Source organism: Caldisericia bacterium (assembly GCA_026414995.1).
GTDB lineage: Bacteria > Caldisericota > Caldisericia > B22-G15 > B22-G15 > JAAYUH01.
On the sequence record JAOAHY010000002.1, the window covers coordinates 137,494 to 151,137 of the forward strand.

The following is a 13,644-nucleotide window of genomic DNA, read 5'->3' on the forward strand; positions in this document are numbered from 1 at the left end:
TTAGTTTACCTCCTTTTTAAATACAAACTTATCATTCTCAAAATCAACTATTATTGTATCACCTTTTTCAAATTCTTTTTCAAGTAATTTTTTGGCTATCTCATTCTCAATTTCTCTTTGAATTGTTCTTCTTAAAGGTCTTGCACCAAAAATTGGATCAAATCCAATTTCAGCAATTTTTTCAATTGCTCTATCTGTAATTTTAAGGTCTAATCCTTGTGCCTTAATTGTTCTTCTTACTCTTTCAATTAAAAGATTAACAATTTCCTTAATCTGTTCTTTTGTTAACTTATGAAAAACTATTATTTCATCAATTCTATTTAAAAATTCAGGTCTAAATTTATATTTTAGTAAATTTAAAACTTCATTCTTTGCTTTTTCAAAATTTTCTTTATCATTTGGATCAACTTTTAAAAGAATATCACTTCCAAGGTTAGATGTCATTATTATTATTGTATTTTTAAAATCAACAGTTCTTCCTTTTGAATCTGTTAATCTTCCATCATCTAGAATTTGAAGTAGAATATTGAAAACATCAGGATGTGCCTTTTCAATTTCATCCAAAAGTATAACTGAATATGGTCTTCTTCTAACTAATTCTGTAAGTTGACCTCCTTCTTCATAACCTACATAACCTGGTGGTGCTCCTATAAGTTTTGAAACAGTATGTTTTTCCATAAATTCACTCATATCTAATCTTATCATTGCATTTTCATCACCAAAAAGAAACTCTGCAAGAGTTTTTGCAAGTTCAGTTTTTCCTACACCAGTTGGTCCTAAAAATAAAAATGAGCCAATCGGTTTATTCGGATCCTTAAGACCTGCTCTTGCCCTTCTTATCGCTTCTGATACCGCTCTTATGGCTTCTTCTTGACCTATAATTCTTTTATGAAGATGTTCTTCCATTCTTTTTAACTTACTAATCTCTTCCTCAACTAATTTTGTTACAGGAATATTTGTCCATTCAGAAACAACCTGTGCAATATCTTCTCCAGTTACAACTGGTACTTTAGAACCTTTTTCTTTATTCCAATTTTTCTTTAACTCTTCTAGTTTCTTTTTAAGTTCATCTTCTAATTTCTTTAATTTAGCTGCCTTCTCATAATCTTCAGCCTTTATTTTTGCTTCTTTTTCCCTTACCACTTTTTTAAGTTCATCTTCTATTTTTTTCAAATCATCTGGCTCTTTTTTTTCATCAAACTTCACTTTAGATGCTGCTTCATCAATTAAGTCAATCGCTTTATCTGGTAAAAATCTATCTGTTATATATTTGTCTGATAAAGTTGCTGCTTGAACAATTGCTTCATCTGTAATTTTGACTCCATGATATGCTTCATATTTATCTCTTAAACCTTTTAATATTTCGATTGTTTCTTCAACTGTAGGTTCAGATACTAATACTGGTTGAAATCTTCTTTCAAGCGCAGGATCCTTTTCAATATACTTTCTATATTCATTTATTGTTGTAGCACCTATACATTGCATCTCCCCTCTTGCAAGTGCTGGTTTTAATATATTTGAAGCATCAACTGCACCTTCTGCACCTCCAGCACCAACAACTGTATGAAGTTCATCAATAAAAACTATAATTTCTCCTTGTGATTCTCTTATTTCATCAAGTATTTTCTTTAATCTCTCTTCAAATTCTCCTCTATATTTTGTTCCAGCAATTATTGCTGGAATATCAAGCGCGACAACTCTTTTATCTTTTAAAATATCTGGGACCTTTCCTTGAACAATTCTTTGAGCGATTCCCTCAACTATTGCTGTTTTTCCTACACCTGGTTCACCAATTAGTACAGGATTATTTTTAGTTCTTCTAGAAAGAATTCTTAAAGTTCTTGTTATTTCTTTTTCTCTTCCAATAACAGGATCTAATTTCCCCTCTTTTGCAAGTTTTGTAAGATCTCTTGAAAATTGATCTAAAGTAGTAGTTTTAGAATATCTTCTCTCTTTAAATTTTCTATCTCTTTTTTCAAGATAAGATAAAATTCTATCACGAGATAAACCTTTATCTTTTAAAATTCTTCCAGCAATTCCTTCGCCTTCTTCAATTAGACCAAGAAGAAGGTGTTCTGGTCCAATATAATCACTTCCTAAACCACTCGCCTCTTTTTGTGCAAGATCGATTACTCTTTTAACTCTTGGTGACAATGATATCTCTTTAGTTTTTTTATCTTTCTTTTTCATAGTAGAAAGAACTTCTGTTTCAAGTTCTTTGAGGTCAATGTTTAAATCAAAAAGAAGGTTTTTTATATAATCACTTTTTCTTAAAAGAGCAAGTAGAAGATGTTCAGTTTTAATCTCTTCTTCCCCAAGTTCAGTTGCTATATTTTGTGATTCAAGTATTACTTCTTCTGCTTCACCAGTAAATTCATAAGTTACTGCACTCTCTTTTGGAACTGAGAAGAACTTTGAAAATTCATCTTCGAAAAAAGAATCAAAAGGAGAGAAAAAAGAAATTTCGTCTTTAACATATCCATGTTCTCTTGCACACTCTTCACATATATGAATAACTCTTTTTTCACCATCAACTATCCTAGTTATTGTAAAATCTGCTTCTCTTCTATGGCATATATCACAAATCATGTTTTACCTCCACAAAAATTTTTATTCTCAATATCTTTTATTTTATTTAATCTCCTTTCATGTCTTTCGCCCTCAAAATTTTCCTCTAAAAAAGTTTTAACTATCTCTATCGCATCATCTAATTTTGTTGTTCTTCCACCAATACATAAAACATTTGCATTATTATGTCTTCTTGCTAAACTTGCTGTTATTTTGTCATAACACAATGATGCATAGACTCCTTTAAATTTATTTGCAGTGATACTCATCCCTATTCCAGTGCCACATATAAGAATTCCAAAATCAACTTCTTTTTTTAATATTAATTCACAAACTTTTTTAGCAAAATCAGGGTAATCAACAGATTCAGTTGAGTTTGTTCCAACATCAATTGTGTCATACTCAACACAAAGAAACTTCTTTAATTCCTCCTTAAGTTCAAATCCTGCATGATCTGAACCAATTGCAATTCTCATAATTCACTCCTTAAATAATGATAAAATTTCATCCTTTTTTATTTTTCCTTCTCTTAATATTTTTATTTCATAATCAATAATTTCTATAACAGTTGATGGAATCTCGCCTAATTCTCCTCCATCCACTATAAAATCAACAACACCCATAAAAATTCTTTTCAAGCCATCTATGTCTTTTGGAGTTTTCTCTCCAGAAATATTTGCACTTGTAGTTGCAAGTGGAAAATCTAAAGAATTAAGAAGACTTATTATAAATTGATCATCTGGAATTCTTATTCCAATTGTTTCAAATTTTTTTAGTGATATTGAAAAAGATGGATTCTTCTTTTTAAGAACAATTGTTATCATACCTGGGATATATTTTTCAATTATTTTTATGCATTTATCATTAACAATTCCATAATTTTTAATCTCATCTCTATTTTTTACAAAAAGGACTAAAGGTTTATTTAAGTCTCTTTTTTTTATTTTATAAATTCTTTTAATTGCTTCTTTATTTAGAGCATTTACACATAAACCATAAACTGTATCAGTTGGAATAATTCCAACTCCTCCATTTTCAAGAATTTTTTTGATTTCATTTATATTTTTAATACTTTTCTCAAAAATTTTTGTTTCTCTAATTTTTTCTTTTTCACCAAATTTTGATTCTATTCCATAAAAAATTCTCTCAATATTATCTCTATGTTTATAAATTCCTAAAATTGAGAGAATAATTGATAAATAAGAATATTCAAAATTTTTAAAGATAACAAATATAAATGGAAGAAAAATAAGAGAAATTATTGATGAAATTGAAACAATTCTTTTAATTATTAAAGTTATGATAAAAATTAAAATTTCAATAACAGCAACAATTGGATTTAAACCAACAATTAATCCCAAGGTAGATGCGATTCCCTTTCCTCCCTTAAATTTTAAAAATATTGAAAAATCATGACCTAAAACTCCAGCAAAACCAGATAAAAAGAGAAAAATAGGGTCAAATTTGAAAAGATATTTTCCTAATAAAACTGGCAAAAGACCTTTTGAAAGATCAAAAAGTCCTGAAATAAGAGCCACAGAAACTCCTGCAACTCTTAAAACATTTGTTGCTCCAATATTTCCACTTCCAATTTTTCTAATATCAACTCCTTTTGTCTTTTTTACAAAAATAAGACCAAAAGGAATCGAGCCATAAATATAAAATAATATTAAAATTAAAATCTTAAATATGATATTCATCAAATTTAATAATATCAGAAATTTTTATTTTTAGAAGAAATTTAACTTAAATCATCTTTACCTTTAATTAAATTTTTCTTTAGTAAAATTTTTGGAACAAACACTTCTTTTTCTCTAAATAAATAAACTGTTTTTTTACAAATTGAAACAAGAAAAAGCATAGTTGGTACTTCAATTAACACACCAACAACTGTTGCTAAAGATGAACCAGATGAAAGTCCATATAATGTTGTTGAAGTTGCAATTGCAACTTCAAAGTGGTTTGATGCACCAATTAGACTAACTGGTGCAGCATCTCTATAAGATAAATTAAAAACTCTTGATAAAAAGAAATAACCTAATGAAAAAATTAATAATGTTTGAATGAAAAGTGGAATTGCAATCCAAAGAATAGTTAAGGGGTTTTTAATAATAATTTCACCTTTAAGTGAAAATAAAAGTATTAAAGTTAATAAAAGTGCGACAATGCTAATTGGTGTTAAATATTTTATAAAATTTTTTTTAAACCAATCTATTCCCTTTTTCTTAATTATATATTTTCTTGAAAAATAACCAGCAACAAGAGGTAAAGCAACATAAATTAAAACAGAAAGTAAAATTGTTTCCCAAGGGATTGGCATTTTATTAACTTTAAGTAAAAAACTTCCAAGAGGAGCATATAAAAAAAGCATTGTAAGAGAGTTTATTGCAACCATTACAAGTGTTAGACCATCATTTCCATTGGCAAGATAACTCCAAACAAGAACCATCGCTGTACATGGAGCAATTCCAAGAAGTATAGTACCAGAAATATAACTCCTATACAAATAAACTTGATCACCTGTTTTTACAATTTCAACTCCAGGTAAAAAGTTTTTAAATAAAACTCCTATAAAAAAAGAGGCAATTAGATACATAGTAAATGGTTTTATTGCCCAATTTATAAAAAGTGTTAAAAGAACAGGTTTAAGAGATTTTCCTGCTTTAACTACCTCTCCAAAATCAATTTTAACCATAATTGGATACATCATAAAGAAAAGACATATAGCAATAGGAATTGAAACTTGGTATATAGATAGAGAATCAAGTTTATAAGCAAATGATGGGAAAAATCTACCAATTAAAATACCAAGGATTATACATAAAATTACCCATATAGTAAGATACTTTTCAAAAAAAGATAAAGGTTGAGACTTGCTCTCCATAGGTACCTCCTAATTAAAATTTGATAAACTTGTTGTTTTATTTAAAAATCACTTATGCTCTCTTTTAAAAAACAAACCTTTTAAATTATAACATACCATAAAAAAATTTTGATAAAATAATAAAAGTTGGAGGTTATTTTTGGAAAGAATTTGGAAGATTAAAAAAGAAGATATTGAAACTTTATTAAAGACAAATTTTGAATTTGGTTTATCTCAAGAAGAGGCAAAAGAAAGATTAAAAATTTATGGATATAACGAACTCCCTGAAAAAAGACCAAAATCAATATTTGTAAGAATATATGATCAGATTAAAAATTTTCTTGTATTAATTTTAATTTTTTCATCAATAATATCTGTTTTCTTAGGAGAATTAATAGATGGAATAGCAATAATTGCAATAGTGATAATAAATGCTTTTATTGGTATTTATCAAGAAATTAATGCTGAAAAAAGTTTAAAAGCGTTAAAAAAATTATCGTCACCAACAACAAAAGTTATAAGAGAAGGAAAAATAATTCAAATTAAAACAAGAGAGCTTGTTCCAGGTGATATAGTTATTTTAGAAACAGGAGACAAGGTTGGAGCAGATTTAAGAATAATTGAGCAGAAAAATTTAAAAGTAGAAGAGGCATTTTTAACTGGAGAATCATTTCCTGTTGAAAAGCATGAATTTGAAATAGATATAGATAATTTACCAGTTCACGATAGAAAAAATATAGTCTTTTCAGGTTCTACTGTTGTTTATGGAAGAGGAAAAGGTGTTGTTTTTGCAACAGGAGTAAATACAGAAATTGGAAAAATAGGGAAAACTCTTGAAGAGATGGAAGAAGAAAAAACTCCACTTGAAATTAAATTAGATCAACTCGGAAAAACTTTAGGTCAAATATTTCTTTTAGCATGTCTTGGAGTTTTTGTTTTATCAACTTTAAGAGGTCTTCCTTTTATGCTTTCATTTATGACCTCTGTCGCATTGGCTGTTGCAGCAGTACCAGAAGGGCTTCCAGCTGTTGTAACAATTGTTCTTGCACTTGGAGTTAAAACGATGGCAACAAAAAGAGCAATTGTTAGAAATTTATCATCTGTAGAAACACTTGGCTCTGTTACAACAATTCTTTCAGATAAAACAGGAACTCTTACAAAAAATGAGTTAAATGTTGTTAAAGAAGTGATCTTTGGACCTAAAGACTTCTTTTATCTTGCAATAACTTTATGTAATGATGCAAAAATTCAAGAAGGCGAAAGAGATTTCGGAGATCCAACAGAAGTTGCACTTCTTAAGCATTCATTAAAAAAAGGATATAAAAAAGAGGAGTTAGAAAAGAAATTTCTTAGAATTGATGAAATTCCTTTTGATTCTAATAGAAAACTTATGACAACAATTAACACAGATGGAGAAAATAAGTTTGTTTTTACAAAAGGAGCTCCTGAAATTTTATTATCAAGATGCTCTTATTACCATGATGGAATTGAAATAAAACCAATTGAAGAAATTTTAGATGAAATTTTGATTGAAAATGAAAAAATGGGAAAAGAGGGTTTAAGAGTTTTAGGAGTTGCTTACAAAAGAATTCAAGATGAAAAAAAGGAAAATTATGAAAAGAACCTTATCTTTTTAGGACTTATTGCTATGGAGGATTCTCCAAGAGAAGAAGTTTATAAAGCAATTGAAGAATCAAAAAGAGCAGGAATTAAAGTTAAAATGGTTACTGGAGACCATAAAATTACTGCGCTTAGCATTGGAAAAAGATTAAAAATAATAGATGATGAGTTAGAAGCAATTGATGAAAAAGAACTTAATGAAAATGAAAATTTAATAGAAATTATAAATAAGAAAAATGTTTTTGCAAGGGTTTCTCCACACACAAAATTAAAAATTGTTGAGGAATTAAAAAACTTAGGAGAGAAGGTTGCTGTTACAGGTGATGGAATAAATGATGCACTTGCTCTTAAAAAAGCAGATGTAGGTATAGCAATGGGCATAACTGGAACCGATGTTTCGAAAGAAGCATCTGATATTGTTTTAACAGATGATAATTTTGCAACAATAGTTGAAGCTATAAGAGAAGGAAGAAGAATATATTCAAACATTAAAAAAGTTGTGATATTTTTATTGAGTTGTAATATAGGAGAAGTTTTAATAATATTATTTGCGACTCTTTTTAATCTTCCAATTCCTTTTAAACCTATTCACCTTCTTTATCTAAATTTAATTTCAGATGCATTTCCTGCACTTGCTCTTGGTGTTGAACCAGAAGAAGAAGGAATAATGGATTTGCCACCAAGAAAACCCAATGAGAAAATTCTAAATAAAAATAATATGATTGGCATTTTAGTTAGTGCTTTTGTTGAAGCAGTTATAACTATTTTTGCATTCTTAAACATTTTAAGAAGCGGTGGAACTTTATCTGAGGCTCAAACTACAGCACTGATTACATTAATAATTGCTGAATTAATAAGAGCATATGCAAATAAAACAGAATTTAAACCTGTTAAATTGAAAAATCTTTTAAATAACAAATTTTTAAATTATTCAATTTTTATCTCAATTGCTTTATCATTAATAATAATATATATACCATTCTTTGATAAAATTTTCTCTCTTTCTCCTTTAAAACCAATTTTCTTTGAATATTTTCCCCTTGCTTTTCTTCCTGGAATAACATATGAAATTGTTAAATATTTTCAATCAAAAAAACTATTCAAAGAAAATTTTAAATAAAATCATCAATGATATCCCAATTAAAATAAATATTGATTTTTCGATATTATTTTTGATTGAGACCTTTTTGTGAAGTTCAGGAATTAAGTCTGTTAATGAGAGGTATAAAAAGTTACCTGCAGTTATACCAATAATATATGGAATTAAAAATTTAAATTTTTCAAGTAAGAAGAACCCAAAAACACCACCAAAAATTGAAGTTAAAGATATAAAAAAATTTAATTTAAGTGCATTTTTCGGAGTAAGACCACCATAAATTAATACTCCATAATCTCCTAACTCTTGAGGAACTTCATGAAAAATTACATTAAGAGTAGTTATTAAACCGATATTAAGATTCACTAAAAAACTCGATGCAATTAAAACTCCATCAATAAAATTATGAAGAGAATCACCAAGAAGGTTTATTGGAACAAAAGTATGCTCTTCACATCCAAACTCGTGGCAATGTCTCCATTTTAAAAAAGTTTCAAGAATAAAAAAAAGAAAAATTCCAAAAATAATTGAATAGATAGAATTAAAATTCTCTTCAAGAGCTTCAGGTATGAGATGAAGAACTCCTCCTGTAATTAAAGCACCTGTTGAAAAACTTACAAGATAAAAACTAATTTTTTCTAAATTTTTAAAATTTTTATTTATAAAAAATATTCCAATCAAAGATATTAAACTAATTATAAAAGTTGAAATTATTACATAAATAAATATCACAATTAAAATTATAATAAATTTTTAAATTTATGATTTAAAAAAAATTTTAATAACCCCTAAAACATAATTAATATCATAATCAGTATGTTCATAAGTTATCTGAAATCTAATAAGTTCCTCTCCTTTTGGAACAATTGGATAGTTTAAACCAGTTGATAAAATTCCATTATCTCTTAAAAATTTTACAAGTTGTTTTGTTTTTTCTGTATCTCTAATTATAAGAGGTACAATTGGGTGTTCACTCTTTGTTGTTTCAAGCCCAAGAGAAATAATTCCCTCTCTAAATTTCTTTGCAAGTTCTCTAACATAGTCTATCATTCCTTTTCCTTCATCACTATCAATTATATTTATTGATTCAATTATTGCATTTGCTTCTCCTGGTGTTATTGGATTTGTATAAATATAAAGGGGCGCTTTTTCTCTTAAATAGTCAACTATTATCTTATCAGAAACAAGATACCCCCCATTTACTCCAAATGCTTTACCAAATGTTCCTATCAAAATATCAACCTTTGTTTTTAAAACTTCTTCTGTTCCTCTTCCGCTTTCTCCAAAAATTCCAACTCCATGAGAATCATCAACAATCAAAATAACTCCTTCTTCAAAATCTTTATCATATTTATCAGCAATTTCCTGTAATCTATCAAGAGGTGCATAATCTCCTCTCATACTAAAAACTCCATCTGTAATTATCAAAACTTTTTTTGCCTTTCCTATGTAATTTTTTATTTTCTCATCACATTCATCAACATTTAGATGCTTATATATATCTTTTTCTTTTGGTCTTGATAATCTAATTCCATTTATTATACAATTATGATTTAATTCATCACTTATTACAAATGTTTCTTCATCAATCAATGAAAAAAGAGTTCCAAGAACACAACCATATGCTGAACTGAAAATTATTGCATCTTCTCTTGAGTGAAATTTAGAGATCCTCTTTTCAAGTTCTTTGTGAGTTTCATATGTTCCACTTATAAATCTTACTGCACCAGGTCCTACTCCAAATTTTTTTATTGCTTCCTCTTCTTTCTCTTTTACCCTCTCATTTAAATGAAGTGCAAGATATGAATTTGAATTCATTCTAATATATTCTTTATCTTCTTCACCCTTTAATATATATCTATTTCCTTTTATTCCATCACATTTTTTAATATTAACAATTATGCTTTCTTTTCTTTTGACTATTCCTTTCTCATCAATCTCATTTATTTTTTCCTGAAGAGATTTTTTCAATTTTTCTAAAGGCATTATTCACCTCCTAAAAGTTTTTTAGTTAATTTTTCAATCATGTCTTTAACCATATCTTGGAAAGAGTACTCTGGGTTAAAACCCCACTCCTCTTTTGCACAATTAGAATCAATACTTTTTGGCCATGAATCAGCAATACATTGTTTAACAGGATTAATTTCATATTCAATCTCAAATTCAGGGATATATTTCTTTATTTCAAAATAAAGATCTCTTGGACAAAAACTCATACTTTGAATATTGTATGATGCCCTATGAATCAATTTTTTTGAATCTGCTTCCATTAAATCAACTGCTGCTTTAATAGCATCTGGCATATACATCATAGGAAGATAGGTATCTTCTCTTAAAAAGCATTTATATTTTTTATTTTTTATTGCTTCATAAAAAATTTCAACTGCATAATCTGTTGTACCTCCACCTGGTGGTGTTACATACGAAATTAGTCCTGGATATCTTACTCCTCTTGTATCAACACCATATTTATTGTAATAATATTCACATAAAAGTTCTCCAGTTAATTTTGTAATTCCATACATTGTTGTTGGTCTTATAATTGTTTCTTGTGGTGTATTATCTTTTGGAGATGTTGGACCAAAAACTGCAATAGATGATGGATAAAAAACTTTACAATTATAAATTCTTGAAATTTCAAGAATATTTAAAAGTGAATTCATATTTATATTCCAGCATGATAATGGCGATTCTTCACCTTTTGCAGATAGTATTGCAGAAAGATGGTAAATTATATCAATATTATGATTTTTTACAACTTTCTCAATTTCTTCATAATTTTGTGTATCTAAAAAAATAAAAGGACCAGACTCTTTTAACTCTTTACTTGGCTCTCTTTTATGACCTGCTGCAATTACATTTTCACTTCCGAAGATTTCTCTTAAATATAATGTGAGTTCTGAACCTATCTGACCTGTTGCTCCTGTTACAAGGATTTTACTCATAAATCCCTCCTTTTCTTGTTTAAAATTTGACCATAAAAATTATATTAAATTAAAATTATTTTTCAATATTTTGTATAATTTTCTTAGGAGGTAAATAACTATGATTGAATATGAAAAATTGGGTTTCTTTTATTTAGGAAGAAAGTATGATTTAGAAAATAATAAACCTATTGATGAACTTATTCTATATGATTCAAAAGATCTTTTAACTCATGGAGTATGTATTGGAATGACTGGAAGTGGGAAAACAGGGCTTTGCATTGGAATTTTAGAAGAGGCTGCAATAGATAATATTCCATCAATTGCGATTGATCCTAAAGGTGACCTTACTAATATTGCTCTCCTTTTCGAAAATCTTACACCTGAGGAATTTTTACCATGGATAAATGAGGAAGAGGCAACAAAAAAAGGTTTAACTAAGGAAGAATATGCAAAAGAGATTTCAAAAAAATGGGAAGAAGGAATAAATGAATGGGGTCAAACAAAAGAGAGAATCAAAAAGTTAAAAGAAAATGTTGATTTCATAATATACACACCTGGAAGTAATGCTGGAGTCCCAATTTCAATATTAAAATCATTTTCTTCTCCTCCAAAAGAAATATTAGAAGATGAGGAACTTTTAAGTGATAAAATTATTTCAACAACAACTAGTTTACTTGGATTAATTGGAATTGAAGGAGACCCATTAAGATCAAAAGAACACATTTTGGTATCAAAAATAATTGAATTATACTGGAGGCAAGGTAAAAATATTAATCTTGAGACATTAATTCAAGAAATTCAAAAGCCTTCAATTGAAAAAATAGGTGTAATGAGCATAGAAACATTTTATCCATCTAATGAAAGACACGCATTATCTATTGCTATTAATAATTTAATTGCTTCACCTCAATTCAATCTCTGGTTTGAAGGAGTGCCTCTTGATGTAGGAAAATTACTATATTCGAAAGAGGGAAAACCAAGAGTTTCTATCTTTTATATTGCCCATCTTAACGAAAAAGAGAGAATGTTTTTTGTTTCTCTACTATTTAATGAAATTTTGTCTTGGGTTAGAACCTTATCTGGAACTCAATCTTTAAGAGCAATTGTTTATATGGATGAAATATTTGGATATTTTCCACCAATTGCAAATCCTCCTTCTAAAAAACCGCTTCTTACTCTTTTAAAACAAGCAAGAGCATTTGGAGTTGGAATTCTTCTTTCAACACAAAATCCTGTTGATCTTGATTATAAAGGTCTGTCAAATACTGGAACATGGTTTATTGGAAGACTTCAAACAGAAAGAGATAAAGAAAAAGTTCTTGAGGGTTTAGATACAGTTTCACAAAATATTAATTTAAAATTTGATAGAAAATTTTTTGATAAAGCAATATCTTCATTGGGAAAAAGAGTTTTTATTATGAATAATATTCATGAAAATGAGCCTGTTATTTTTGAAACAAGACATGTGCTTTCATATTTAAGAGGTCCATTAACAAAAGACCATATTAAAATTTTAATGGAGAATAAAAAAGATTTTATAATCAAAAAACAGGTTGAAGAGAAAGCGCCAATATTTCAAGAAAAATTAGTTTATCCAACAGAAGAAACCAAAAAAGAGACTCCAATTATTCCACCATCAATATCACAATTTTTTGCAAAAGTTAGAGAAGCGAAGCCACAAGATTCAGTTATTTTTTATAAACCATTTGTTATTGGAAGTTCAATGGTAAATTTCAGCGATTCTAAAAAAGGAATTGATTATACTGTTGAAAAAATAATCGCAGCTGAAATAAAAGATAAACCAATTCCTGTTGATTGGAGCGAATCATTTGAAATAAAAATAGATCTAAATAATCTATCTCAAAAACCTGAAATTGATTCTATTTTTGATAAACTTCCTCAACAAGCCTTAATTCCTAAAAATTATGATTCATGGAAAAGAGAATTAATAAATCACATTAAAAATAATATAACTCTTGAAATTTTTAGAAGTCCAACCTATAAAGTTTTCTCAAAACCTAATGAAAGTGAGGAAGAATTTAAAATTAAATTGATTGAGTTATCAAGAGAAAAAAGAGATGAAGAAAAAGAAAAGATAATTAAAAAATATGAGACAAAATTGAGTGCTATGGAAGAAAAATATAGAAAAGCTTTACAAATGTTAGATAGAGAAAAAGATCAACTTCAACAAAGAAAACTTCAAACAACTATTTCTGTTGGAGCAACAATTTTAGGAGCAATTCTTGGAAGAAAAGTAACAGGTGTTGGAAATGTTGGAAGAGCAACTACTGCAGCAAGAGACGCTGGTAGAATAATGAAAGAACAAGAAGATATAAAAAGAGCAGAAGAGACAGTTCAAAAATATGAAAGTGAACTTAAAGAACTAGAAAGAGAGTTTCAAGAAGAAATTAAAAAATTTGAAGAAAAGTCTGATCCAACAAAAGAGATTATAGAAAGAATAATTTTAAAGCCTTCTAAAACAGAAATAAATATTAGGTTTTTCTCTCTTGTTTGGCTTCCATTTTTTAAAAGTGGAGATACGCTAACCCCTGCATTTTGAAAATAAAAAT

At 28.0% G+C, this 13,644-nt stretch carries 9 protein-coding genes; 2 read left to right on the top strand and 7 right to left on the bottom strand.

The genetic code is table 11. From position 1 onward, the window contains the following. From N3D74_01615 to arsB, 4 genes are read right to left on the bottom strand one after another with little or no spacing between them, the layout of a single operon-like run. Positions 1 to 2,589, bottom strand: a complete 2,589-nt coding sequence (locus N3D74_01615; protein MCX8094877.1) for an AAA family ATPase — start codon at positions 2,587 to 2,589, stop codon at positions 1 to 3. Next, positions 2,586 to 3,044, bottom strand: a complete 459-nt coding sequence (rpiB, locus tag N3D74_01620; GenBank protein MCX8094878.1) for a ribose 5-phosphate isomerase B — start codon at positions 3,042 to 3,044, stop codon at positions 2,586 to 2,588. The genes N3D74_01615 and rpiB overlap by 4 nt, the downstream gene beginning before the upstream one ends. A 3-nt stretch (positions 3,045 to 3,047) precedes the next feature. Beyond that, positions 3,048 to 4,268 carry an L-threonylcarbamoyladenylate synthase gene (locus N3D74_01625; protein MCX8094879.1) on the bottom strand — a complete coding sequence of 407 codons (1,221 nt, stop codon included), beginning with the start codon at positions 4,266 to 4,268 and terminating at the stop codon, positions 3,048 to 3,050. Positions 4,269 to 4,309: 41 nt separating this feature from the next. Then, positions 4,310 to 5,452 (bottom strand): ACR3 family arsenite efflux transporter, encoded by a 1,143-nt coding sequence (gene arsB, locus N3D74_01630; GenBank protein MCX8094880.1) that lies wholly within the window; start codon positions 5,450 to 5,452, stop codon positions 4,310 to 4,312. A 139-nt stretch (positions 5,453 to 5,591) separates the two neighbouring features. On the opposite strand from arsB, the gene N3D74_01635 reads away from it, so the two are divergent. After that, the gene (locus N3D74_01635) at positions 5,592 to 8,171 is read left to right on the top strand and encodes a cation-translocating P-type ATPase (GenBank protein MCX8094881.1); all 2,580 of its coding nucleotides are present in this window, start codon (positions 5,592 to 5,594) and stop codon (positions 8,169 to 8,171) included. Here the strand turns inward: N3D74_01635 and N3D74_01640 are convergent. From N3D74_01640 to N3D74_01650, 3 genes are read right to left on the bottom strand one after another with little or no spacing between them, the layout of a single operon-like run. Further along, positions 8,148 to 8,879, bottom strand: coding sequence for a ZIP family metal transporter (locus tag N3D74_01640; protein MCX8094882.1), 732 nt, complete (start codon positions 8,877 to 8,879; stop codon positions 8,148 to 8,150). The two genes, N3D74_01635 and N3D74_01640, sit on opposite strands and share 24 nt — an antisense overlap. A gap of 27 nt (positions 8,880 to 8,906) precedes the next feature. Then, positions 8,907 to 10,133, bottom strand: a complete 1,227-nt coding sequence (locus N3D74_01645) for an aminotransferase class I/II-fold pyridoxal phosphate-dependent enzyme (protein MCX8094883.1) — start codon at positions 10,131 to 10,133, stop codon at positions 8,907 to 8,909. After that, complete coding sequence (locus tag N3D74_01650) at positions 10,133 to 11,092, bottom strand: L-threonine 3-dehydrogenase (GenBank protein MCX8094884.1); 960 nt, start codon at positions 11,090 to 11,092, stop codon at positions 10,133 to 10,135. Before N3D74_01650 ends, N3D74_01645 begins: the two co-directional genes overlap by 1 nt. Positions 11,093 to 11,192: 100 nt before the next feature. On the opposite strand from N3D74_01650, the gene N3D74_01655 reads away from it, so the two are divergent. Beyond that, entirely contained in the window at positions 11,193 to 13,634 is a 2,442-nt protein-coding gene (locus N3D74_01655) for an ATP-binding protein (protein ID MCX8094885.1), read from the top strand. The last annotated feature ends 10 nt before the right edge of the window (positions 13,635 to 13,644 follow it).